The organism is Lacrimispora sp. (assembly GCF_046972725.1).
Classification (GTDB): domain Bacteria; phylum Bacillota; class Clostridia; order Lachnospirales; family Lachnospiraceae; genus Lacrimispora.
Genome location: NZ_JBKVXF010000005.1, coordinates 1 through 23,794, shown reverse-complemented (window position 1 = coordinate 23,794; position 23,794 = coordinate 1). Strand labels below are relative to the sequence as shown.

The 23,794-nt window shown below is 44.9% G+C and carries 20 protein-coding genes, 5 tRNA genes and 1 pseudogene; 23 read left to right on the top strand and 3 right to left on the bottom strand.

Going from position 1 to position 23,794, the window contains the following annotated elements:
• Positions 1–46 precede the first annotated feature (46 nt).
• The 4 genes from ACLTWA_RS15750 (at position 47) to ACLTWA_RS15735 (ending at position 3,036) form a co-directional block, all read left to right on the top strand.
• Positions 47–128 (top strand) — tRNA-Tyr (locus ACLTWA_RS15750).
• A 40-nt stretch (positions 129–168) separates the two neighbouring features.
• Positions 169–254, top strand: a tRNA-Leu gene (locus ACLTWA_RS15745).
• A gap of 259 nt (positions 255–513) precedes the next feature.
• Positions 514–2,508 (top strand): methyl-accepting chemotaxis protein, encoded by a 1,995-nt coding sequence (locus ACLTWA_RS15740; protein ID WP_412328848.1) that lies wholly within the window; start codon positions 514–516, stop codon positions 2,506–2,508.
• 96 nt (positions 2,509–2,604) lie between these two features.
• Positions 2,605–3,036: a hypothetical protein gene (locus tag ACLTWA_RS15735; RefSeq protein WP_412328847.1), complete on the top strand. Its 432-nt coding sequence runs from the start codon at positions 2,605–2,607 to the stop codon at positions 3,034–3,036.
• 98 nt (positions 3,037–3,134) lie between these two features.
• Here ACLTWA_RS15735 and ACLTWA_RS15730 read toward each other — a convergent pair whose 3' ends face one another.
• Entirely contained in the window at positions 3,135–3,527 is a 393-nt protein-coding gene (locus ACLTWA_RS15730; RefSeq protein ID WP_412328846.1) for a desulfoferrodoxin family protein, read from the bottom strand.
• Positions 3,528–3,874: 347 nt separating this feature from the next.
• Here ACLTWA_RS15730 and ACLTWA_RS15725 point away from each other — a divergent pair.
• The 4 genes from ACLTWA_RS15725 to ACLTWA_RS15710 all read left to right on the top strand — a co-directional run bounded on the left by ACLTWA_RS15725 (position 3,875) and on the right by ACLTWA_RS15710 (position 4,976).
• Positions 3,875–3,947, top strand: a tRNA-Phe gene (locus ACLTWA_RS15725).
• A 41-nt stretch (positions 3,948–3,988) separates the two neighbouring features.
• Positions 3,989–4,059, top strand: a tRNA-Gly gene (locus ACLTWA_RS15720).
• Positions 4,060–4,155: 96 nt separating this feature from the next.
• Positions 4,156–4,596, top strand: a complete 441-nt coding sequence (locus tag ACLTWA_RS15715; RefSeq protein ID WP_412328845.1) for a VOC family protein — start codon at positions 4,156–4,158, stop codon at positions 4,594–4,596.
• A 218-nt stretch (positions 4,597–4,814) separates the two neighbouring features.
• Positions 4,815–4,976: a hypothetical protein gene (locus ACLTWA_RS15710; protein WP_412328844.1), complete on the top strand. Its 162-nt coding sequence runs from the start codon at positions 4,815–4,817 to the stop codon at positions 4,974–4,976.
• Positions 4,977–5,300: 324 nt separating this feature from the next.
• Here the strand turns inward: ACLTWA_RS15710 and ACLTWA_RS15705 are convergent, their stop codons facing one another.
• Entirely contained in the window at positions 5,301–6,905 is a 1,605-nt protein-coding gene (locus ACLTWA_RS15705; protein WP_412328843.1) for an ABC transporter substrate-binding protein, read from the bottom strand.
• A gap of 312 nt (positions 6,906–7,217) precedes the next feature.
• Here ACLTWA_RS15705 and ACLTWA_RS15700 point away from each other — a divergent pair, with 312 nt between their 5' ends.
• The 14 genes and pseudogenes from ACLTWA_RS15700 to ACLTWA_RS15635 all read left to right on the top strand — a co-directional run bounded on the left by ACLTWA_RS15700 (position 7,218) and on the right by ACLTWA_RS15635 (position 22,310).
• Positions 7,218–7,952, top strand: coding sequence for a sugar diacid recognition domain-containing protein (locus ACLTWA_RS15700; RefSeq protein WP_412328842.1), 735 nt, complete (start codon positions 7,218–7,220; stop codon positions 7,950–7,952).
• 57 nt (positions 7,953–8,009) lie between these two features.
• A complete protein-coding gene (locus ACLTWA_RS15695) occupies positions 8,010–8,363 on the top strand; it encodes a helix-turn-helix domain-containing protein (RefSeq protein WP_412328841.1) in 354 nt (117 codons plus the stop codon).
• Positions 8,364–8,509: 146 nt separating this feature from the next.
• Positions 8,510–9,454, top strand: a complete 945-nt coding sequence (locus tag ACLTWA_RS15690) for an ABC transporter permease (RefSeq protein ID WP_412328840.1) — start codon at positions 8,510–8,512, stop codon at positions 9,452–9,454.
• A 14-nt stretch (positions 9,455–9,468) separates the two neighbouring features.
• On the top strand, positions 9,469–10,368 hold the full coding sequence (locus ACLTWA_RS15685; RefSeq protein ID WP_412328839.1) for an ABC transporter permease: 900 nt from the start codon (positions 9,469–9,471) through the stop codon (positions 10,366–10,368).
• Positions 10,369–10,383: 15 nt separating this feature from the next.
• Positions 10,384–11,361 (top strand): annotated as a pseudogene (locus tag ACLTWA_RS15680) (ABC transporter ATP-binding protein); the annotation flags it as partial.
• A 27-nt stretch (positions 11,362–11,388) separates the two neighbouring features.
• Positions 11,389–12,411, top strand: coding sequence for an ABC transporter ATP-binding protein (locus ACLTWA_RS15675; RefSeq protein WP_412329099.1), 1,023 nt, complete (start codon positions 11,389–11,391; stop codon positions 12,409–12,411).
• A 21-nt stretch (positions 12,412–12,432) separates the two neighbouring features.
• The gene (locus ACLTWA_RS15670) at positions 12,433–13,413 is read left to right on the top strand and encodes a mannonate dehydratase (protein WP_412328838.1); all 981 of its coding nucleotides are present in this window, start codon (positions 12,433–12,435) and stop codon (positions 13,411–13,413) included.
• Positions 13,414–13,435: 22 nt separating this feature from the next.
• Positions 13,436–14,668 carry a UxaA family hydrolase gene (locus ACLTWA_RS15665; RefSeq protein WP_412328837.1) on the top strand — a complete coding sequence of 411 codons (1,233 nt, stop codon included), beginning with the start codon at positions 13,436–13,438 and terminating at the stop codon, positions 14,666–14,668.
• Between the two features lie 513 nt (positions 14,669–15,181).
• A complete protein-coding gene (locus ACLTWA_RS15660) occupies positions 15,182–16,669 on the top strand; it encodes an aldehyde dehydrogenase family protein (protein ID WP_412328836.1) in 1,488 nt (495 codons plus the stop codon).
• A 483-nt stretch (positions 16,670–17,152) separates the two neighbouring features.
• On the top strand, positions 17,153–18,496 hold the full coding sequence (locus ACLTWA_RS15655) for a citrate transporter (protein WP_412328835.1): 1,344 nt from the start codon (positions 17,153–17,155) through the stop codon (positions 18,494–18,496).
• 88 nt (positions 18,497–18,584) lie between these two features.
• Positions 18,585–20,714 (top strand): hydantoinase/oxoprolinase family protein, encoded by a 2,130-nt coding sequence (locus ACLTWA_RS15650; protein ID WP_412328834.1) that lies wholly within the window; start codon positions 18,585–18,587, stop codon positions 20,712–20,714.
• 17 nt (positions 20,715–20,731) lie between these two features.
• Positions 20,732–21,379: a hypothetical protein gene (locus ACLTWA_RS15645; RefSeq protein ID WP_412328833.1), complete on the top strand. Its 648-nt coding sequence runs from the start codon at positions 20,732–20,734 to the stop codon at positions 21,377–21,379.
• Between the two features lie 12 nt (positions 21,380–21,391).
• Complete coding sequence (locus ACLTWA_RS15640) at positions 21,392–22,138, top strand: GntR family transcriptional regulator (RefSeq protein WP_412328832.1); 747 nt, start codon at positions 21,392–21,394, stop codon at positions 22,136–22,138.
• A gap of 99 nt (positions 22,139–22,237) precedes the next feature.
• Positions 22,238–22,310: transfer RNA gene (locus ACLTWA_RS15635), tRNA-Gly, on the top strand.
• A 303-nt stretch (positions 22,311–22,613) separates the two neighbouring features.
• Here ACLTWA_RS15635 and ACLTWA_RS15630 read toward each other — a convergent pair.
• Positions 22,614–22,865, bottom strand: a complete 252-nt coding sequence (locus ACLTWA_RS15630) for a hypothetical protein (RefSeq protein WP_412328831.1) — start codon at positions 22,863–22,865, stop codon at positions 22,614–22,616.
• A gap of 460 nt (positions 22,866–23,325) precedes the next feature.
• Between ACLTWA_RS15630 and ACLTWA_RS15625 the strand changes: the two genes are divergently transcribed.
• The gene (locus ACLTWA_RS15625) at positions 23,326–23,637 is read left to right on the top strand and encodes a hypothetical protein (protein WP_412328830.1); all 312 of its coding nucleotides are present in this window, start codon (positions 23,326–23,328) and stop codon (positions 23,635–23,637) included.
• The last annotated feature ends 157 nt before the right edge of the window (positions 23,638–23,794 follow it).

Sequence of the window (23,794 nt, the reverse complement as noted above, 5' to 3'; positions counted from 1 at the left end):
TTGCTTGTCCGTATGATAAAATAACAGACGCTTGTTAATAAAGCATGGGCGGATTCCCGAGTGGCCAAAGGGGGCAGACTGTAAATCTGTTATCGACGATTTCGAAGGTTCGAATCCTTCTCCGCCCACTCCATATAACGGCAGGTGACTGCGATTATATATGAGAATGCCGGCGTGGCGGAACTGGCAGACGCACAGGACTTAAAATCCTGCGGGACTTACCTCCCGTACCGGTTCGATTCCGGTCGCCGGCATTTAGGGTGAAGATATCTATCATTATTTGATGGGTATCTTTTTTTGTTGGAATGACAGCGCATAGGCACCATGGCCCAGCCTGAAAAACTGTATGCATGACTGTAAAAATTGTGTAAATTGTGAGTAAAGTTTGAAAAACTGCTGTAAAAAGATGGTAAATACGCTATAACTATCTGAAAACGGTCCGATATACAGATTGGATCCTTATGATCTTTAGGGATTTTAAAGCACAAATCATATATTGGAGGTTCGTAAAAGATGAGCAGACGCCGAACGGGAATTAAAAAGGAATTGGTCATGTTTACCATAAGCTGTATTACCTGCATTGTATTTTTACTGTCTGTAAGCTCCATTTATCTTATCTATGATACGGCTCATAAATCACTGGCTATGAGTCTTGAGGAAACGTCGGAACTGGTTTCAGAAAAAATCACGCAGCAGTTAAAGGAGTATTCTATCATAGCGGAGTCCATCGCGCTGTATGAGAAAGGAAATGCAGAACGGGGAGGTAACATCGGCATTTTCCTGAACATTTCCAGCTCCCAATACGGGCTGAATAAGATCGACATTATTTCCTCTGATGGAAAATCCGTTGCGAACGGGAAAGCCTATGATGATAATATTGCATACCAGCAGGCAAAAAGCGGGACTCCGTTCTTATCAGATCCGATCATTGGAAAGGATTCTGTCTCCTTTCAGTATGCCTATCCATTTGGGGACATTGTGGTGATTCTTGAATTTCCTTACTCTGTGTTTGAAAACATCATTGCTGATGCAAAGCTGGGAACTACGGGAAGTACTTACATATTGGACCGCAATGGAGCAAAGGTGGCAAGCGATGACTTTGCTCTTGTGATGGCAAAACAAAACAGCGTGGAAGATGCAAAAACAAATCCGAAGACATACGGTGAGATTGCGGAACTTGAAACGGCGATGATTCAGGGAGAAACTGGTTTTCGCTTTTATGAGGAAGGCGGAAAAAAGAAAATCGGTTCCTTTACGCCCATCAAAGGCACCAACGGCTGGTCGGTCAATGTAACGGCTCTTCAATCGGAATTTATGTCCGGAATAAAAGTGTCTGTAGTCAGTGCGATTGTTCTGGGACTTCTTTCTCTTGTATTTGGTGTTCTTGCGGTTTTAAGAATTATAAACCGGATTACCAGACCCATTGGAAATGTAGTAGATTCTCTTAAACGGCTTTCCGGCGGAGATCTGAATATGGAACTGACCATTGAAAGAAATGATGAGATCGGGAGTATCGCAGAAAAGATCAATGAGATGGCTTTTAAATATAAGGAGATCATTCAGGATATCTCCTGTTACCTGCAGGAGGTTTCTTACGGAAACCTGGCAGTTCAAAGCAGATGTGAATATCCGGGAGAGTTTAACAGCATCCGGACGACCATGGAATCCATTTCCCTGCGTTTGAGTGAGACTCTTAAAAGTGTTCAGCTGACAGCAGAAGAGGTCAACAGCGGAGCAGAACAGGTAAACGGTGCTTCCCAGGCCCTTGCTTCGGGAAGCGAAGAACAGGCAGTTGCAGTTGAGGAACTGAATTCTTCCATACAGGCAGTATACCTGCAGGCGGAAAAAAACGTGGAATATGTGCGCATGGCCTCCGCTTATACCAGCCAGTCCGGGAAGAAAGTTGATGCGGGCAACCAGCACATGGAAAGTCTTCAGGCGGCAATCGATGAGGTGAGCTTATCTTCCCAAAAGATATCCAACATTACTAAGATCATTGAAGACATCGCGTTCCAGACCAATATCCTGGCCTTAAATGCTGCCGTGGAAGCAGCCAGGGCGGGTGGCTTTGGTAAGGGGTTTGCTGTTGTAGCCGGAGAGGTCAGGAACCTGGCGGAAAAGTCCGCAGAGGCGGCAAAACAGACGTCTGAGCTGATTGAACAATCCGTAAAGGCAGTTTCAGAAGGTAAGAGACTGACTGGGGAAACCGGACGAGTCTTTCAGGAAATTGCAGGACAGTCCGTTCAGGTGGAACAGGCCATGAAGGAGGTAGAGGCTTCCTCCATGGAGCAGGTGCGGGCCATCGATCAGATCAATCAGGGCTTATCCCAGGTCTCTGCAGTTATTCAGGCCAATGCAGCCACGGCCGAGGAAAGCTCCTCTGCCGGGGAAAAGCTGGAAGAACAGGCGCGCATCCTGCAGATGGAGGTTGAAAAGTTTAAGCTTTGCAATGGACCGGTTGAAGAAGAGACGGAGGAGACAGAAGAAACTGATCAGGAGTTAGAATGAGACGGGTTCCTTTTTGTATTTTGTATTCTGAGTTATTTTTATTATAAATTCCCGGTTTTTAACTCATACTAACAAAAAATGAAAAGAGGGAAATCTATGAACGCAGATGCCGAATTACTGGATTTCATTTATCAGAATTCTGAGATGGGTGTAAAAACCGTGAAACAGCTTTTATCCATGACAGATAATAAACCCTTTCAGGAGCATTTAGATGCAGAACTTAAGGAATATAGTCAGGTTCATGAAAAAGCAAGGGAGCTATTAAACCTACATGGACGAAAGGCAAAGGATGCCGGGGCATTGGAAACGATGATGGCCTATCTGGCCATTGACATGAAGACTCTTAAGGATAAGTCTGTTTCTCATATGGCAGAGATGCTGATTCAGGGAGGAACCATGGGGATCATTGACTGCAACAAGCGGATCCGGCAGTATGAAGGAGAAGCAGATAAGGACATTCTTGCGCTTATGAAGGAGCTGCTGAAAGTGGAAGAGGATCATATAGAACGCCTAAAGAAGATGCTTTGACCGCCTGTTCAGGGAAGGGCGCAAAATTACAGGGGAAAAAAGGAGCTTATGCATCACAGAGAAAATTAAAATTCTCTTGAAGCATAAACTCCTTTTTCTTAAGCCTCTGTTTTCCAGAATCCGTGAAGATTGCAGTAAGCATAAGCGGTTTGGGGAGAATCGCCTTCCTCTAGAGTGAAATGGGCAACCGGTTCGCAGCCATCGCCTGAATTCACCCTCATCACACAGCCGGCAGCCGTATAAAGGCATACCCAGGTGATGCTGTGTTCTTCGGACATAGGGTGGAATACACTTCCCACTTTTACGGTTACGTGATTTCCGTCGGTTTCTATGACAGGAGCATGTTTTTCGGCTGCCCCGTCAGAGGTGTTTGGCTCAAGAATGTCAAATGGTTTTAAGCTGTCTGGGATTGCGGCATTCGGGGTCCCTAAAATGGCTTCCAGAATGATGTTGCGGTTTTGGTCTGTCATAAATACAGGTTCGTTTTTCATGAGGCTCCTCCAATCTTGTTGATATCATTTATCAGAATTCCCAAATAGAGGCAGAAACATAACACCAACTTTTTCCATTCCCCTTGACTGGGGCCGGTATTTTCTCAATGACTGAGGTCATGTCATTTTTTTCTCCAGTTTATTAAGTTCTGGATAAATATGGCTGGTCATGCTGCCATAAAAAAGAAAACCGGATGCTGTGAGGAAGTGACATTGGGAAAACCCTCCATTTTAAATAGGGTCAAAGAAATAATAATCCTTTTTATTATATTTTTTACATAATTTAGAAAACTTCCCTTGACAAGAAGAAGGAAATCCTGTAAAATAACTCATGTTCCAACCGGTTGGCCCAGATAGCTCAGTTGGTAGAGCAGAGGACTGAAAATCCTCGTGTCGCTGGTTCGATTCCGGCTCTGGGCATTGTGCCTTTTGCACATTTGAAATACGTTTTAAAATTCCTTGCGGGTGTAGTTCAATGGTAGAACACTAGCCTTCCAAGCTAGATACGTGGGTTCGATTCCCATCACCCGCTTTAAGTGTGGCAAGCCAAGATAGATGATGCATTCTTCTGTTTTGGCTTGTTTTTTATCATATATGCGGACATATAAACTAATATTTGGAGGAAACCATGAAACGGAATTTTTTATTTTCTCAAATTGGGTACAACTATTTACCTGCCACAGATATAGAAAGCGCGATTCAATGGTATGAGAAGTATTTAGAACTGAAACTCGTGGATAAATTCGAGGACAGAGGCTCGATGATCGCCATTATGCATTATCCTCATAAACACGCCATTGCACTGGTTCTGATAGAGACCAGGGAGCGTTGTCCGCTGTCTATTATAAGGAATGGTTTACCCCATCCCGTATTTACCATGAATTGTCCCGATATTGAATATACCCATCAGCAGTTGAAGGAACGCCACATAGAAGTTCAGGATATTCATTCCCTTGGAGATGGGGAAGCAAAATATTTCTACTTCAAAGATAACCAGGGTAATTTGCTTGAAGCGGCCTGGTCCAAATGGGATCCGGCGGATGAGTTAAAGGAAGGTTTCTTGAAGTGAACATAGTTTGAAGACAAAAGCAAGACTTTCACCGATAACCTCGGAATATAGATAAGCCGGCACCAGGATGCGAATCCCGGTGCCGTTTTTTTGTCCGGCAAGGGGAGATACAGGTTTTGATTCTTCCGGGCCGGTAATGTTTGTGTATAAATCGATTCTGTGGGTATTCTAAGTTTGTAAGTACCTGTTTGTAGTATGAAAAAAGAAAGGAAGACCATATGAAGATGAAATTACTGAAAGTCATGGCAGTAGCGGTAAATTTGTTTGCATTATATGTATTGACGATGGCAGCATATTTGACGTTGGAATTTATCAAATCCCAGCCAACGGTTGAAATGAAAGGGAATGGAGAACTGGCCGGAATAGAAGCCGTGAAGTGATTTAAAAAGGAATCTTTATATCGCCCAGACATTGAGGAGACAGAAATGTCTGGGCGTGTCTAATAAGACGGGCAATAATAGTTTGGGTAAAAAGAATAAAATTATACATTGTGTGATACGTGGAAAAAAGGATGAATTTTATTCTGAATAATTATCACGAGACAAGAACATGCAGCGTAAACTGTATGAAAGGTATAGTTAAATCCCTTTAAATATTCTTATCTCCCTGCGGCTGCTTTGCAAAAAAGGCAGAACAGCCGGTTCATACCTGATTCTTTTCTGAAACACCCGTCGACTGATCATTGACGGGTGTTTTTCATAAAGCTATTTGGCAATATACATGGATTCAGGCGTCCACTGCACGCTGACGATCTGGTAAAAGCCGGAGCCCATAATGCCGTCCTGCACATAGCAGGCGGGGAAAACAGCAGCAAGGGGGAGCAGGAGAGCCTGTTTGTTCACCAGCTGTACCGAGGCTTCTTTTAATAATCTCTTTTTCTCGTCCAGATCCTTTGCAGCCAGTGCACCAAACAGCGCATCCTCATATTCTTTTGGATGGGCCATCATGTTTAAGTAGTTAAGGCCCTTGGAGGAATACAGGCGGATGTAGTTGTTGGTGAAATCCATTTTGGAAGCACCGGCACCGGTGATCAGACCGCCGTCATAGATTCCTTCTGCTTTCTGGGAGTTAAAGTCAGCCAGCTCAATGGTCTTGATATCCGCCTTGATGCCGATTTCTGCCAGGGAAGCCTGAAGGAGTACGGCAATGTTGTTATTGGTGGCAATGGTGCTGATCGTGGTTTGAAAGCCGTTTGGATAACCGGCGTCAGCCAGCATTTTTTTTGCAAGTTCCGTATCATACTCGATAAAGTCAATGTCTTCGTCATAAGACCAGGCCCCCGGAGTGCCGAACTGTGTGATTGCAGAACCTCTTCCGCCCGTAAGAGAATGGGCGTAGCCCTCCCAGTCAATGGCATGCATCACGGCCATTCGGACATTCAAATCGTAAAACGGCGAGGACTTGTCACCGCTGCAGAACATCACATATTTGATCTGACCCAGGTCGGGGGCTTCCTGTGCAATGTTCTGGTATTTTCCGTCAAGCTGTGAAATAATGGTGGAATCGTTGGTTGCAAGAAGATCGATCTCACCGTTCATAAATGCGGAAAGCTGAGCGGTTGTATCGGTAATGTAGGAGATGGTCAGTTCATCAAGATAAGGCTGGCCCTCGATCCAGTAATTTTCATTTTTTACATATTTGGTGTAAGAGCCTTTGACATATTCTGAAATGACAAAGGGGCCGGTTCCAACGGGATTGATGGCAGCCCAGTCTTCCCCGTTTTCTTCAAATGCGGTTGGGCAGTATACAAATACTTCGCCAAGGACCGTATCCCAGTTATTCTGCCAGGTATCGTAGGTGAGAACCACGGTATAGTCATCTTTTGCCTCATAAGAGACGGGATTTCCTAATTCTGCTTTCTTTCCTCCCTCCATCATCTTGTCAAAATTCCAAATCAGCGCTTCTGCATTAAAATCCGTTCCGTCGCTGAACTTAATATTCTTCTTTAAGGTTACGGTACAGGTCAGTGTCTCCGGGTCAGGTGAAATGTTCTCTGCCAGCCAGCTGGAAGTATTGCCTTCTGCATCCATACGCCCCAGAGATTCAATGGCCGGAGCTGCGGAAGCTCTGTCACCGGTGGAAGCGGAGAATGGAAGAAAGAAGGTGGTCGGTGCATCCGGATAGCAGATGGTTACGCTTCCTCCGTAACTGATTTCCCCTTTTGCTTCTGCGGAAGTTTCTGCGGTTGTTTTTTCAGCTCCGTCTGTGACGGCGGCAGGTGTTCCCCCGGTTTGTTTTTGTCCGCTGCATCCGCTTAGACTTCCCACGATTAAAGCGGTAATTAACGGAAATGCCCATATTTTTTTCAATTGTATTTCCTCCTTTATAGACTTGCCTCTGCAGGATGGTTTTATGAAGAAGCAAAGAATGTGTTGTACCCTTAATGTACCTGAATTATGTGGGATTTGCATTATACCGCCAATACAATAATAATAAAATTAATTGTTTTAACAACACATATTCCGATGTAGCTTAAATGTGTTGTTTGTTTTAATATTATAGGAGGAGTTATTTTTGGAGTTGTTATGCAATATCACAGGCGACTCTTCCCGAGAATGGGAAACTGTGACAGGACACGACGAAAACGGCATAGAATGGCATCAGAATCGGAGGTATACAAAATGATAAATGTAGAACTTGCCCGCGATTATGTGGCAAAAATTCACCGGCAGCTTGGTATTACCATTAATATTACGAACGAAAAAGGAATTATCATTGCCAGCGGCATTCCTTCTCATGTTGGTGACTTTCACCTGGTCGCGTATGAGTTGATTAAGAGTAAAACGTTCATAAAGATTATTGAGACACCGACCGACGGGCTGATTGGGGTTTCGGAAGGAGTCAATTTACTTTTGCTTCACCGCATGGAACCGATCGGTGCGGTGGGGATCTTAGGCAACAGCGACGACATCATGCCCATAGCCAAGATGGCAAAGCTGACCATCGAGTCCTTTTTCTTTAAAAACCAGACCAGTCAGGCGGACTTAATTGAATCACAGACCATCAGCAGGCTTCGGGATGCCCTTTTGTTTGAGCAGCCCATTAATCCCACACGAATCTTTCAATTGGCTACGGAAGTCGGTATACGGGACAATGTATACCGGGCTGCAATCATGATCCATACCACCGGAGATAACGCAAAGGAAGCCATTCAGTATCTTTACCAGGGGTACAGCAGTTCTCAAAAACAGCCCCAGGATATCCTGTTTCCCATGGATGGACAGCATCTGGTACTAATTAAGTCCTTTCGTAAATTTGAACCCGCTTTTTTTCGGGACAGCATGATGGAATTAAGTGAATACTTTATGGGGCTGCTAAAAGAAAAACGGTTTTTTGAGGATTCGGTCAAGCTGTAGTTATACTATACCATTCCGGCAGACTCCCTGATCCATTACAGGAATTCCTACAGCTGTTTGAAGTGGCTGGAGGATTACGTTCATTTCCGGACAGAGACGCTTTACTTTATCAACGATTACTTAATCGAGTATATGACAGGCTGTATCAGCCCCGATCTTTTAAGCCCTCTCTTTGAAAGTTACCGGAATGTCATTGACAACTATCTGGATAAAGAGCTGTTTCATACTACGGCTGCGGCATTGGCTTCTACTAATATGAGTCCGGCAGAGGCGGCAAAGGAATTGTTTGTACATAAGAATACGGTTCTTGCCCGCACCAGAAAATTCAAAGAGATCCTGGGGCTGCAGCCTTTAAGCAGTTCCAAGGATACCATTCTATTGCTGGCCCTTGACAGTTATTTGTCAAAGTGATTTTTCCGGAGAAAAGAAAGGTGTCTTATGAAAACAATAATTCAGGCACTTTATGTATTCCCGGCATAATGCAAATAAAAACAGAGTTTTATATAATCTTGCCATAGGGGTTAAAAATCAGAATGAAGTTGAAAGGGGGAAATACAATGGGCAGATACATTTTAAAACGTCTGGGGCAGACGGCAATCGTCTTGATCATACTGTCGTTTATTATTTTTATGCTCATATCCATGCTGCCGGGGGATCCGGTTTATGCCATGCTTGGCGGGGAGATATCAGAAGAAACCTATCAACGCTGGTATTACGCATTGAATCTGGACAAACCGGTGGTTGTCCGGTATTTTCTATGGCTGTGGGATGCCATCCGGCTGGATTTCGGCACATCCGCAAGCTATCATAAGTCAGTCACTGAGGTATTGGGAGATCATGTACCCGTAACCTTATACTTTTCCCTGTTATCCTTTTTTATCAGCATTCCGCTGGGCATCATTACCGGAATCTTAAGTGCGGTCTACCGGGGGAAAAAGATTGATACCATTGTGACCATGGGAGCAAATATCACCTGCTGTCTTCCCCAGTTCTGGCTGAGCGTATTGTTTCTGTACATATTTTCCATGAAGCTTGGCTGGTTTCCGTCCTTTGGATTCACCTCTCCGCTGGTGGATTTCACAAAAAGCATCCGTCAGACCATACTGCCGCTCACCTGTCTGACTCTGGGAGGAATCGCATCTATTACCAGGCAGACAAGATCCAGTATGCTTGAAGTAATCCGTCAGGATTATGTAAGAACGGCAAGGTCCAAGGGGCTTGCGGAGCGAAAGGTCATCTATGTCCATGCGCTGAAAAATGCGCTGATTCCTGTCATCACCCTGATGGGGCTGCGGCTTGGCATGCTGATCGGCGGTTCCATGTTTGTGGAGTCTGTGTTTAACATTCCAGGAGTGGGGACCTTATTTGTCACATCCATTCAGGCACAGGATATTCCGTTAATTCAGGCCTGTGTCTTGTTGATTGCGCTGGTATCCAGCGTTGTAAATGTAATTACGGATATTGTATATGCCGTTGTGGATCCGAGAATCCGTCTGAGCTAGGAGGAGGTGTTACCATGGAAGTGAATGCAGCAGCAATAAAAAATAAGGGATTGGAAAAGAGCAGGAAAAAGGAGCAATGGCGGAAATTTTTTAAGGTCCTGTTTGGCAGAAAGATCGTGCTGGTCAGTTTTATCGGAGTCATGATATTTGTGTTCATCGCGGTCTTTGCCCCGCTACTGGTTCCTCATGATCCCAATAAGACAAATCTGATGGACAGCTTAAAAAAACCGGGCCTGGAATATCTGTTTGGCACGGATAACTCCGGACGGGATGTTCTAAGCCGGGTCATTTATGGAACCCGTATTTCTCTGGTCGTAGGCGTTCTGGCGGTTATGATCGCATGTGCCATCGGAACATTTTTCGGAATGGCAGCAGGTTTTTTTGGAGGAGCCGTGGATGATGTGATCAACAGGGTCAGCGAGGCCATCCGCTCCATTCCGCAGATCGTCTTTGCCATGGCGCTCTGCGCAGTTCTTGGCGGAGGAATCATTAATCTGTCCATCGTACTTGGAATCTCCAATATGGCGATTTACATACGAATGATGCGGGGGCAGGTCTTATCAATTAAGGAAACCGATTACATCATGGCGGGAAAATTACAGGGGAACGGAAACTTTCGGCTGATGTTCCGGCATATTCTTCCAAACAGCATCTCACCGATTATCGTTACCATGACCCAGCAGGTCGGCCAGACCATTCTGGCAGAGGCGGGGCTCAGCTTTCTGGGACTTGGAATCAGTCAGCCTACAGCTTCCTGGGGAAGCATTGTCAGCGACGGAAGAAGCTTTCTTTTGCAGAACCCCACATTTTCCATTGCGCCCGGTATCTGCATTGCGCTGCTGGTAATCTTTTTAAATACACTTGGTGACGGCGTCCGGGATGCATTGGATCCGAGACTCAGAGGGGAAATCTGACAGGGGGTAGGCGAAATGAACCATCTATTAGAAGTGAATAATATACGGACTTGTTTTTTGACCGATGGGGCCAGGGTGCGTGCGGTGGACGGCGTATCTCTCCATCTGGACAGAGGCGAGGTGATTGGAATTGTAGGAGAATCAGGGAGCGGAAAATCCGTAACCATGATGAGCGTGCTTCAGCTGATTGGAGCGCCGGGAACGATCGAAGGCGGAGAGGTTCGCCTGGAGGGGGTGGAAAAGAACCTGCTGGATTACGGAGCGAACAGCACCCAGATGAGGGATGTGAGAGGCGGAAGAATCAGCATGATCTTTCAGGAACCAATGACGTCTTTAAATCCGGTTCTTACCATCGGATACCAGATACAGGAAAATATTATGCTTCATTTGAAGCTCGATAAGGAAAACGCAAAGAAACGCACCATTGAAATGCTGAAGATGGTAAAGATCCCCGATGCCGAACAGCGGTTTCATTACTATCCGCAGCAGTTTTCCGGAGGTATGAGACAGAGGATCATGATTGCCATGGCCATGTCCTCCAAACCGGATATATTGATTGCAGATGAAGCCACCACAGCGCTTGATGTGACCACTCAGGCCCAGCTTCTTGAGATGATCCGGGACATTGCAAAGGAAACGAAAACCGCAGTCATCATTGTGACCCATAACCTTGGCATTGTCGCCAGGTTCTCAGAACGGATCTATGTGATGTATTCCGGAAATGTGATGGAAACTGCCGGTACCGCCAGCATATTCAAACGTCCCTGCCATCCTTATACCAGAAGCCTGCTGCGGGCAATTCCAAGGCTTGATGACTTAAAGGACCGTGTGCTGGTGCCCATTGACGGACTTCCCCCAAACCCGGCCATGCGCCCGGAATACTGTCCCTTTTATGACCGGTGCGAGTATCGCATGGATAAGTGCAAAGAGAGCAGAAAGCCGGGGCTTATAGAGGTGAAAAAGGATCACTGGGCGGCCTGCTGTCTGACAGAGGAAGAACTGGAAGCAAAAGAAGAGGAGATCCGTAAAAAGCCAAAGAAGGCGGCACCGGTACGGAATCTCAGCCAGAAGAACTGTCTGGAAATTGAGAATGTAAGAAAATATTTTCCCATATACAAAGGAGTCATGAGGAAAAAAATAGGGGAAGTAAAGGCCATTGAAGACATAACCTTCCACTTGAGAAAGGGAGAGACCCTGGGCATCGTGGGAGAATCCGGCTGCGGAAAAACCACCATGGCAAGGTGTATCATGCGGGTCTATAAACCGGAGGAGGGGAAAATCCTTTTTGACGGAACGGATATCGCTTCCTTCAATGACAGGCAGCTAAAGCCTTACCGCCCAAGGATCGCCATGATCTTTCAGGATCCTTTTTCTTCCCTTGATCCCAGACAGACGGCAGGTTCCATTGTAGGAGAATCTTTAAAGCTATCCAAAAAGTACAGGGAGGCGGAAAGGTACGAAGAGCGGGTCGATGAGCTGTTCCGGATCGTTGGTCTGGATCCTGCATTAAAGGACAGAGTCCCTCACGAGTTTTCCGGAGGGCAGAGACAGCGCATCGGCATTGCCAGAGCCCTGTCCTCGGAGCCGGATATCATTATCTGCGACGAACCGATTTCTGCCCTGGACGTATCCATTCAGGCTCAGATCATCAATCTTTTGGAGGAGCTCCAGGCAAAGCTTGGCATCAGCTATTTGTTTATTGCTCACGATCTGGCGGTGGTAAAGCACATCAGTGACCGGATCTTAGTGATGTATCTGGGGAGGGTGGTAGAAATTGCTGATTGTGAAGATTTATACAATCATACCCTTCATCCGTACACAAAGGCACTGCTGTCGGCGGTGCCGGTGGCAGATCCAGAGGTGGAATCAGCAAGAGAGCGGGTTCCCATTCAGGGAGAGGTGCCAAGCATCGTAAACCGGCCCAGAGGCTGTCCCTTCCATGACCGCTGCAGCCAGGCCATGGACCGCTGCAAAAATGAAGTTCCAAAACTAAAAGAAGCTGGAAACAGGCATGAAGTCGCCTGCTTCTTATACGAAAACTAAAACCAAGACCAGGAGGTTCCTATGAATAAAAATACCATAAAAGTACAGATTCCGATTGTGTCCGATTATACGGATGAACAGCTTCTTTTTGCCAAGCAGATGGGACTGAATAACGTATTTGTAATGTTTAAGGATGAACACAGCAATTATGACTTTGTCATGAGATTTATGGAGCGGTGTGCCAAATATGACTTAACGGTAAATGATGCCGGAAACGTCAACATGTATAAGCATCCTTCCATTCACCTTGGCCGGCCGGACCGGGATGAGTGGATCGGAAAATATAACGATTTTAACCGGGTCCTGGGGAAAGCCGGAATCCGGGTGGGCTATGTGACCTGGGACCAGGGACGGGTATCCACCACTGAATTTGCAGTAGGAAAGCATACGAGAGGTGCGGTGGGAAGACTGGTGGATATGGAAGAATTGAACCGCCGTCCCCTTACCTTTGACCGGGAATATGAGAAAGAAGAAATGTGGGCGAATTTCAAGTATTTTATGGACCGGGTTCTGCCTGTATGTGAAGAAGCGGATATCCGTCTGGCACTTCACCCCAATGATCCGCCGGTGGAAAGCCTGGAGGGAGTCTGCAATCTCATCCATTCATCAGAAGATTACAAACGGGCATTTGAGATGGTAGATAACAGTCCTTACCTTGGCATGAAGTTCTGTGTGGGCTGCTGGCTGGAAGGCGGGGACCGGTTTGGGGATATCTTAAAGGATATTAAATATTTTGTGGAAAACAAAAAAGTATTTGTGGTACATTTCAGAAATGTCAGCAGCACCCTTCCGAAATTTGAAGAAACACTGCTGGAGGATGGATATATGGATATGTATCAGGTCATGAAACAGTTCGTAGCCAGCGGCTATGACGGAAGCATGCACTGTGACCACGTACCTGAATTTGTAAAATCCTGCGGTGGAAAGGATTCCGCTTTTGCATACTCCACCGGTTACATGAAAGCCCTGCTCCACTGTGCGGTTGCAGAACTTTCAAAATAATTCATTCTGCGGAGGTGCCGTTATGGATAACCGGCAAAATCATCATGCTTCCTTTCAGGGAATCATAAGAAGCAATCACGGAGTTGGCACCAGAAACTATATCGGAGTCATTGCTACGGAAAATGAATCAGCCACCGTTGCCAGGCAGATCGCTGATTATTTTACCTACGACCGGCTGGCAGGATATAAAAATATCGACGGGGTCATTCCTTACATAACGACGCTGGGCGGGGCCCTGGATATGAAGGGACAGATTCTTGATCTGCTGCGCAGAACCATGAGAGGGTTTATCGATAATCCCAACATGGGAGGGATGCTGGTGGTTTCCCTTCACTCCAGGGGAAACAGCGCAGAAGGATTTTTTGAAGCCGAACACTTAAGCGAAGGCCCTTTTTTAAAAAAGCTGATTGTCTGTAACGAAGGCGGAAGCCGCAGCAGTGTGGAAAAAGGCATTGACATCGTCTACAGCATGCTTCAAAAGGCAAATGCAGTAAAAAGAACCACCGTTTCTGCCAGACATCTGATCGTCGGTTTAAAATGCGGAGGAACCAATTCCATATTAGGCCGCTCCGCAAATCCGGCCCTTGGAGTTGCCGCTGATCTGCTGGTGAAAAACGGTGCCGCCGTCATATTGAGTGAGACCATGGAACTGTACGGAGTACAGGATGAGCTTTTAAAACGTTCCGCCAATGATGAAGTGCGGGAAAAACTTTTAAACCGCTTAAACTGGTGGATCCGTGCCATTCAGCTTAAAGAACTGCTGGTGTATGACAAAAATCTTCCAAAAGAATACTGGGATGTGAACAGCTATATTGCTGAACAGGCTTATAAGGGGATCGGAATCAAAAAAGCAGGGACCTCCCCTCTCATGGAGGTCTACCAGTATGCCCAGCCCGTAAAAGAAAAGGGACTGGTCTTTATGGATACCCCCGGTTATGATGCGGTGGCCGTCACCGGACAGATTGCCGGGGGAGCCACTTTGATCGCTTATACCACAGGAACCGGTTCCTGCTTTGGTGCATATCCGTCTCCGGTGCTTAAGATGGCGTCATCGGATTCCGTCTTTGAACAGATGCTTTCGGACCTGGATATCAACTGCGGCAGCATTTTAAACGGGGAAAATACCGTAGAGGAAATGGGGCAGCTCATTTTTGAAAAACTGCTGCGGGTAGCATCAGGAGAAAAAACAAAAGCCGAATTAAACGGAGTAGGGAGAAATGAATACTCTCCCTGGCAGATTGGTTCCATTGGATAAGATATGTCATAAATTTAACGGATCACAAAAAAATTGATAAATTAAAACGAATAAACGAAAATTTTTATAAAGAAATCTCAGTAAAAAGGCAGCCAATTGAAATTAAAAAGAAATTTTAAGAAAAAACCGCTTATTCTGTTATATAAATATCAACTATAAAATCAAAATATGGAGATATGAAAGAGAAAAAGCGGAAAAATAGTGTGAAAATAATATCAATGATCAAAGATACTCCGGAAAGAAATGAAGCTAGTGTATGCAAAAAAGAAAGCATACATCATACATCTGGATTTTACTCTGAAATAATCAGAAAAAACAAAAAAAACCATCTGGTATTAGATGAATTCTATTGTTAAAGATTAAGCGGAATAAGATAATTTAATGTCAAATAGATGTGAAATTAATAACTAAATTGACAGAACAGATCCCCTGCATATAATGAAGATTACAGAAGCAAATCAATCCGAAAGGGTTGTAAACACATATATCTGGAACCAGAAAGGGGATTTCATTATGGCAAACATAGAGCTTCAGAAAAAATATCAGTTATTTATCGGAGGACAGTGGAAGGACGCATCCGACGGCAAGACATTTCCAACCACATCTCCTGCAGACGGATCACTTCTTGCAGATTGTGCGGAGGCGACCAGGGAAGACGTTGACGAAGCGGTCAAAGAGGCCTGGAAGGCATTTGAGACATGGAAGCACGTGCCGGTCAAAGAAAGAGCGGCAGTCTTAAATAAAATTGCAGACATTATAGATGAAAACAGAGAGCACCTGGCGACCGTGGAATCCATGGATAACGGAAAGCCCATCAGAGAGACCATGAACGTGGATATTCCGCTGGCAGCACAGCATTTCCGTTATTTTGCAGGCTGTATTCTTGCTGACGAAGGCAGTGCCAACATCCTTGACGGAAATACCTTAAGTCTGATCTTAAAGGACCCCATCGGCGTGGTTGGCCAGATCGTACCCTGGAACTTCCCGTTTTTAATGGCTTCCTGGAAACTGGCACCGGTGCTGGCAAGCGGCTGCTGTACCGTATTTAAGACATCAAGCGCAACTCCGTTAAGCGTACTGGAGCTGGCAAGACTGGTTCAGGATGTGATTCCGGCCGGCGTATTTAATGTCATCACAGGTGCCGGCTCCAAGTCCGGACAGTATATGCTGGAGCATGAAGGTTTCCGTAAGCTGGCATTTACCGGTTCTACGGAAGTAGGCAGGAGCGTGGCGCTTGCTGCAGCTGAAAAGCTGATTCCTGCAACCCTCGAGCTGGGTGGTAAATCGGCTAATATCTTCTTTGAGGACTGCGATTGGGAGATGGCAATGGACGGCATTCAGCTGGGAATTCTCTTTAATCAGGGGCAGGTATGCTGTGCCGGTTCCAGAGTTTTCGTACAGGAAAGCATCTATGATAAATTTGTAGAAGAAGCAGTAAAACGCTTTAACAAGGTGAAGGTAGGCGATCCGCTGGATGCAGATACCCAGATGGGTAGCCAGATCAACAACGGACAGTTAAAGAAGATCTTAAGCTATGTGGAGATCGCCAAATCAGAAGGTGCTACGGTTCTCTGCGGCGGAGAAAAGCTGACAGGGAATGGTCTTGAAAAAGGTGCTTTCCTGAAACCAACTTTGCTTGGAAATGTAACAAATGATATGAGAGTGGCCCAGGAAGAAATCTTTGGACCGGTTGCCTGTATCATTAAATTCAAGACCGAAGAAGATGTGGTTAAGATGGCCAATGACAGTGAATTCGGTCTTGGCGGTGCTGTCTGGACCAAAGACATCAACCGCGCCATAAGAGTTGCCAGAGCTGTGGAGACCGGCCGTATATGGGTCAATACCTATAACAGCATCCCTGAGGGAGCACCGTTTGGAGGTTATAAGACCTCAGGAATCGGACGGGAGACTCATAAGGTAATGCTGGAGCACTATACTCAGATGAAGAATATCCTTATTAATCTGAATGAAGTTCCTTCCGGCTTTTATCCGCAAAAATAATAATAATAGAACATTCTTACTTGAAAAGGAGCCAGAAACCGGCGGATCAACATCAGCCGGTTTCTGGCTCCTTATTTGAATGAAGTAAAATATACTTCTTACTACCGCTTCTGCGGCAGCCGGTTTCTCATTTTGTGCTGAATAAAAAATATATGGGAAGAATTATTAGAACTGCTGGATCTGGATAGAATAAATAGAAAGCAGAAATGGGATAACTGATATATTAATCAAAAGAAATACAGGTAATTTGAAAAAACATAAGTGTTAAAAATATAGAAACAAATTCGGTATATACCACATATTTTGTTTATATTCGACAAAAAACAAGCCTAAAAATCGGGATTATCACCATATACAGACTGATATTTTAGTACTAATATATTAGTATCAGCAGTAAGGCGAAAGCCACTGCATGGGAGTCGGAAGGGTCATATCTGTCTTCTGCGGGTTACCTATTAACATTTTATTATAAGGAGGGTTCGTATGAACATCAATGTAATCATCGGTATTATTATGATTCTGTCTTTCCTTGGCATGGTATGGTACTGTGTTAAGGGACTCAATCTTATGGTGGGGTTTGCGGTCATGGCTACATTCTGGACCGTACTTGCACTGGTGGGAAATGCATTTTCACCAAATTCAGCAATGGAGGGCAAGTCATTCATCGATGTGCTGACCTATGTGTACGCAGATGGTCCGGCAGGTTATGCAAAATCAATTTTAGTTAATGTATTCTTTGGTGCATTCTTCGGCAGGGTACTGGTTGATACAGGAATCGCAGCAACTCTGATCCGTAAGGTGGTTGAGCTTGGCGGCGACAAGCCAAGAATCACCATGGGACTTTTGTGTGTAGTTACCGCAATCATCTTTATGTCCATGACAGGGATTGGTCCGGTAATTTCCATTGCAGTGATTGTACTTCCGATCATGCTGTCTCTCGGTATCCCGGCACCGGTTGCACTGTTCAGCTTTATGGGTTCCATTATGGCGGGTATCTTCGGCAACATCGTAAACTTCAAGCAGTATCAGACCATTTATGCAGGATTTAATCCGGCAGCAGAAGCTTATACCTATAACGACTATTTTAAGATCGGTGTAATCTGTATGGTCGTTGCGCTTGTAGTAGTACTTATTGTATCCAACTTCTTTATGAATAAAAAGAAATCATATGCCTGGGCAGCTACTCCAAACTCCGCAAGTGATAATGCTCCGGCTATTTCCTGGATCTCAGTTATCCTTCCGGTAATCGGCGTTGTTGCATTCAAAATTCCGATCATTCTTGGATTCTGTTTATCCGGCATCTTTGCACTTATTACAACCGGCAAGATGAAGGGAAGCTATTCGGAGATATGCAGACTGTTTGCAAAACTGTTTACAGATGGTTCCATCGATGTGGCTCCAATGGTTGGATTTTTGCTTACTCTGTCCATGTTTAACAATGCAGCAACTTATGCAGCTCCTTATTTTACAGCTATTCTCGGCGGATTTGTTCCACAGACAGCCCTTTTACTGGTGATTACGTTTGCGGTGCTCACACCACTTGGATTTTTCAGAGGCCCCATGAACCTGGTCGGATCAGGAACCGCCATTCTTGCAGTTGTAGTTGCAGCGATTCCCAGCGCACCGGTGGCATTCTTATTCCCGCTGTTTGCGATTACAACCATCGCACCGCAGCATCTGGATATTACCCAGTCCTGGGTCGCATGGGGATTTGGATATACCAAGGTTTCCACAAAGGATTATATGAAGATGTCCATACCTACCGGCTGGATCATCGGTGTGATCTGCTGTATCGCAGTATTTGTACTTTACGGCGGCTTAATGTAAGAATATACGGAACTGGCGGTCTCCGCCAGTTCCATTTATAAAAAGGGATCATTCAAAGGAATCTAAGGCAGAAAGGAGAATTCTTAAAATGGGAAGATCAGTAAGAATGGGCATCGATGTGGGAGGCACCCATACAAAAGCAGTTGCAATTGACAACGCCACCCACGAAATCATTGGGAAATCTTCTGTGAAAACAACACATGATGATCCCAGGGGCGTTGCAGCAGGTGTTGTAAAGTCATTTGAGAATTGCTTAAGAGAGAACGAAATCAGTCCTGACGATGTAGTTTTTGTTGCCCACTCGACCACACAGGCAACCAATGCCCTGATTGAAGGCGATGTAGCTACGGTTGGTGTCATCGGTATGGCAAAAGGCGGGCTGGAAGGATTTCTGGCAAAAAGACAGACGAAGATTGCAGATATTGATCTGGGAAACCAGAAGAAAATAAAGATCATCAATGAATTCTTAAATGTAAAAAAGATGGACCGCACCGTGGTCCAAAATACCATTGACTCCATGATACAGTCAGGGGCGCAGGTCCTCGTTTCCTCCATGGCATTCGGCGTTGATGACGCAGGTCCTGAAAAGGAAGTTTACGAAGCTGCCAGCGAGAAAAATATTCCAACCACCATGGCATCTGATATCACAAAGCTTTACGGCCTTACCAGACGGACAAGAACAGCCGCGATCAATGCTTCTATCCTGCCAAAGATGCTGGATACGGCAACCTCCACGGAAAATTCCGTAAGAGAAGCCGGAGTATTTGTGCCTCTGATGATCATGAGAGGAGACGGCGGTGTTATGGAGATATCCGAAATGAAAAAGCGCCCGGTGCTTACCATGCTTTCCGGTCCGGCTGCTTCTGTTATGGGATCTCTCATGTATTTAAGGGCATCAAACGGTGTTTATTTTGAAGTAGGCGGAACCACCACGAATATTGGAGTCATTAAAAACGGACGTCCGGCCATCGACTATTCCATCGTTGGAGGCCATCCTACCTATATTTCCTCACTGGATGTAAGAGTCCTGGGTGTGGCGGGAGGCTCCATGGTCCGTGCCAATAAACAGGGAATTATTGATGTCGGTCCCCGTTCCGCCCATATTGCCGGTCTTGATTATTCCGTATTTACCGATACCGACAAGATCAAAGGGCCTACCGTAGAATTTTTCTCTCCAAAGCCTGGGGATCCGTCTGATTATGTCAGGATCCGTTTGGAAGACGGGTCTGCCGTCACCATAACCAATTCCTGTGCGGCAAACGTACTGGGGCTGGTAAAGAAAGAACATTTCTCCTACGGAAATGTGGAATCGGCAAGAAAAGCAATGAAAGCCCTTGCTGACTACTGCGGCACGACTCCGGAGGATATTGCCAAACAGATCATGGAGAAAGCTTATTTAAAGATTGAACCTGTGATTTTGGAACTGGCAGAGAAATATAAGCTGGAAAAGGATCAGATTTCATTAGTAGGAGTTGGAGGAGGAGCCGCTTCCCTGATCGTCTATTTCAGTGAGAAAATGGGAGTAAAATATTCCATTCCCGAAAATGCCGAAGTTATTTCCTCCATCGGGGTAGCTCTTTCCATGGTCCGTGATGTGGTGGAACGTATCATACCGTCACCGTCAAAAGAAGACATTAAGTCTATTAAGAATGAGGCATTAAACAAGGCCATTGAATCCGGTGCAACGGCAGAATCTGTGGAGATCCATATAGAGATCGATCCCCAGACCTCTAAAGTAACCGCCATCGCAACCGGTTCTACGGAAGTCAAGACAGCAGATCTTTTAAAAGAATGCGATGAATCTGAAGCGCGTCATCTGGCAGCCGAGGATATGAGAATCGCTGATGAAGATGCAAAACTTCTGGAAAGTTCCAGTTATTTCTATATATATGGAGAACAGTCTGGTACCGATGGCGCAGGAGCTATCCGTATCATAGACAAAAAGGGATTTATAAAGGTTCAGCGCGGAAGGGGCATGTGCATCAAGACCACAGCAGCAGAGTGCATGAATGCGATCAAGCAGCTTTGGGAAGATATGGCTGTCTACCAGACCGACTTAATCATCAGACCCGATTACTATCTCTGCATGGGTGCCCGTGTCATGGACTTTTCAGCCGTTGATTTTGAGCAGCTGGAATTGCTTGTGGATCTGGAAATATCCGCTCTGGACGCCGATGAAGAAATTCTTGTGGTAGCGGCCAACAGAAAGCAGAGCTAAAACGTTTGGAGAAGGATATGGAAAAGACACAGCTGCGGATTATGGCGGAGGAACTGTTTAAAGTAAAGGACCAGTCCTGGGGAATGTATGCATTCTCCAGGGATATCCTTCGGGATAAAGTCGATGCAAAACAAAAGGAAGCCATGATCCGGCGGTCCATCCGCTGCGGAGAGGAACTGGCCGGTCAGGCAGTAAAGAGATTCGGAACCCGGGATCCGTGGGAAATAGCAGAAAAACTAAAGCTTAAGGTGGAGTTCACGGACAGAGGGCAGATAGCAGATCGGGTGTTATTTGCTCTTTTTATCCCCCCGGACCGGATTGAGATCATGACAGAACCCATTGAACGGGCAGTAGAGCAGGGCGGACTTTCTGAATTAATAACAAAAGAAGAGATCCAACGATTGATTCTGGGCCATGAGATATTTCATTATCTGGAAGAGGAGGAAACGGGGATATATACGAGAAATGAGAAAATTGTCCTCTGGAAGTTCCTTGGTTTTAAGAACCAATCGACAATACGGGCCTTATCTGAGATCGGAGGTATGTACTTTTCAAAGAATCTTAATAAATTTTCATATTCACCATTTGCTTTAGACATACTTTTGTATTATAATTATAGTCCAGATGAAGCCCTGAAGATGTACAGGGAAGTATTAAGCATTTAGCAGGAGGCATTGATGGGCGAAACAGACAACAGCCAGGTAGAACCTATTTACGATGTTTTGCGGACGGATATACTGGATTTAAGGCTGCGCCCTGGAATGATTTTCAGCATTAAGGACATCAGCGAGTCCTATCAGGTTGGCAGGACCCCGGTACGTGATGCACTAATAAGCCTTTCCAAGGAAGGGCTTATCACATTTCTGCCCCAGCGTGGGACCATGATATCAAAGATCGATTACGACAAAGTGAGAAATGAACGGTTTTTAAGGACCTGCGTGGAAGAAAACGTGATGCTGGAGTTTATGGCAGTGTGCAATCTAAAGACCATTACAGCCCTTGAACTGTCCCTGGAAAGACAGGAGGCGTTGGAAAAAACCGGTGATATCCGGGCATTTTTATCAGAGGATACTTATTTCCATTCTATCTTTTATGATGGGGCCAATAAAGGTTACTGCAACGACATATTAGAAGCTAATTCCGGACATTACCGGAGAATACGGCTGCTTTCCATGGCGGACGCAGGAATTGAGAAAGGCGTAGTGAAGCAGCACAGGGACTTGATGGATGCAATCCTTGCAAAAGATTCTGACCGCCTGCATGCGGTGCTGAATCACCATTTAAACCGGCTGGTCAGCAAAGAACGGCCGCTGGTAGCCAAATATGCAGATTTATTTGATCATGAACAAACCGAGGTCCGCAGGGAAGCCGACGGGCTGGGAGTGGATTTTCTGGTCGAGACGAAACTTAAGTATCACGCATAGCCGGGAAATACAAAAATTAGTTCGACCTCTTGCATTTCCCGGATAAATATGTTATAATGCTTTCATCGTTTAGATGAACAGAGTTCATAAAACCGTTGTGCGCGAGTGGCTCAGTTGGTGGAGTACGACCTTGCCAAGGTCGGGGTCGCGGGTTCGAGTCCCGTCTCGCGCTCTACATTCAAAAAGCAGGAAGCAGATTTCTAATTAGAAGTCTGCTTTTTTGTGTATAAAAACATATATAAAAAGGAAGTTCTATAGCCATGTTCCGAATTGCCAACCGCCTGCCAGGCAATTTTTATAAGAGCATTTATATTTCACTGGAATCAAACAACCAGGTAAAGAATGAATCCTTAGATTACTGAACCAATTTACATAATCAGTTTGCAAAATAGGTAGATAGTATGGATTGCAACAAGGCAGGTATAATTCCCTTTGAGAAGAACTGTAAGCTGAAAATTAATCAGCATTTTCAAATTCAAAAATGCCGATTAATTTCAACTGAACATGGAATCTGGTTCATTAATGGTAATTGCCCGGTGCTTTCGTAGGTAACACGCAGCATTGGGCGCATAGAGAGAATCTTAAAACTATGTCCTGCGAAAACAAGCGGAAGACTGTTTCCTGAACTGGTAATAATCAATCCTTTGTTTTCAAACTGTCCATTGTGCCAGACCTGTGTGATCGGTGTAATATCAATTTCCATATAGCTGAACTGGATATCATCCACAAAACAAGTTTCATATTTACAATCGAATTGAGGTCCGGAATAACAGTAACTGTATATATTGAAAAAATCTGTTAAAGGGTATAAGCAATAAAGATTACTTGAATATAATCTGCACGCCTTATTGGGGATGCAGACAGGAAGCTTATAAAGAATTAAACGGGAGCTTTCAACCTTTCGTATATAAAATTCAGGAGGCAGATCAAAATACAGATATATGTTTTCTCTGCATTGACCCATTTGTCCCAGGATTAATGGATTATCAGTGTATTTATAACAATTGGAAGAAAAGCTTCCGGAGTTCTTACAAATAATATCAATGAAACTCATGTGAATCCCTCCTTTTATAATATATGTATCAGCATACGGGACGGGCACTGCAACACTCTTGTCTATAGAGAATATACTGATAATAGGTCCACTAAAGCGGGCTGGTAAATAAAATATAGAAAGGATCTTAAATATGGCAATTGAAATATCAGTAACCAACGCAGCAGCTTTCAATACAAGCGTGTCAGATGCTTTTTTCGATATATCTTTCACAAATGATGCCGCATTTAGTTATGCCGGTAATTCCAGTATTTATTACTATGCCTTGCTAACGGATTCTACAGCAGGCACTGCAAAGACGCAGCAGGTAACGTTTGAAGTTCCTAAAACAGAGCAGGGAACAATAGATGCTTCCACAACGGAGACATTTACAATAGAAAATACAGAAGAACTTTTATCACCTGTTACTGCGTCTGAAGGAAGAATCTTATATGTAGCTCAATAACATGTAAAACAAGGGCCGGACATGTTCTGGCTCTTGTTAAAAAAGTTGTAAAATAGTGTTGACAAATGTCGTCTGCTTTGGTATGATATAACTCGCCGCTGGAAACGGCGGCAAAAACTTCTTCCAAAACACATCGTGAACCGATGAAAAAGTTTTG

What these genes read in the sequence shown, in the direction of transcription:
- ACLTWA_RS15645 (WP_412328833.1), top strand. Translation starts at nt 20,732, where the DNA reads ATGGAAAAGACACAGCTGCGGATTATGGCGGAGGAACTGTTTAAAGTA.
- ACLTWA_RS15650 (WP_412328834.1), top strand. Translation starts at nt 18,585, where the DNA reads ATGGGAAGATCAGTAAGAATGGGCATCGATGTGGGAGGCACCCATACA.
- ACLTWA_RS15660 (WP_412328836.1), top strand. Translation starts at nt 15,182, where the DNA reads ATGGCAAACATAGAGCTTCAGAAAAAATATCAGTTATTTATCGGAGGA.
- ACLTWA_RS15740 (WP_412328848.1), top strand. Translation starts at nt 514, where the DNA reads ATGAGCAGACGCCGAACGGGAATTAAAAAGGAATTGGTCATGTTTACC.
- ACLTWA_RS15670 (WP_412328838.1), top strand. Translation starts at nt 12,433, where the DNA reads ATGAATAAAAATACCATAAAAGTACAGATTCCGATTGTGTCCGATTAT.
- ACLTWA_RS15665 (WP_412328837.1), top strand. Translation starts at nt 13,436, where the DNA reads ATGGATAACCGGCAAAATCATCATGCTTCCTTTCAGGGAATCATAAGA.
- ACLTWA_RS15625 (WP_412328830.1), top strand. Translation starts at nt 23,326, where the DNA reads ATGGCAATTGAAATATCAGTAACCAACGCAGCAGCTTTCAATACAAGC.
- ACLTWA_RS15700 (WP_412328842.1), top strand. Translation starts at nt 7,218, where the DNA reads ATGATAAATGTAGAACTTGCCCGCGATTATGTGGCAAAAATTCACCGG.
- ACLTWA_RS15640 (WP_412328832.1), top strand. Translation starts at nt 21,392, where the DNA reads ATGGGCGAAACAGACAACAGCCAGGTAGAACCTATTTACGATGTTTTG.
- ACLTWA_RS15730 (WP_412328846.1), bottom strand. Translation starts at nt 3,527, where the DNA reads ATGAAAAACGAACCTGTATTTATGACAGACCAAAACCGCAACATCATT.
- ACLTWA_RS15715 (WP_412328845.1), top strand. Translation starts at nt 4,156, where the DNA reads ATGAAACGGAATTTTTTATTTTCTCAAATTGGGTACAACTATTTACCT.
- ACLTWA_RS15655 (WP_412328835.1), top strand. Translation starts at nt 17,153, where the DNA reads ATGAACATCAATGTAATCATCGGTATTATTATGATTCTGTCTTTCCTT.
- ACLTWA_RS15690 (WP_412328840.1), top strand. Translation starts at nt 8,510, where the DNA reads ATGGGCAGATACATTTTAAAACGTCTGGGGCAGACGGCAATCGTCTTG.
- ACLTWA_RS15710 (WP_412328844.1), top strand. Translation starts at nt 4,815, where the DNA reads ATGAAGATGAAATTACTGAAAGTCATGGCAGTAGCGGTAAATTTGTTT.
- ACLTWA_RS15685 (WP_412328839.1), top strand. Translation starts at nt 9,469, where the DNA reads ATGGAAGTGAATGCAGCAGCAATAAAAAATAAGGGATTGGAAAAGAGC.
- ACLTWA_RS15735 (WP_412328847.1), top strand. Translation starts at nt 2,605, where the DNA reads ATGAACGCAGATGCCGAATTACTGGATTTCATTTATCAGAATTCTGAG.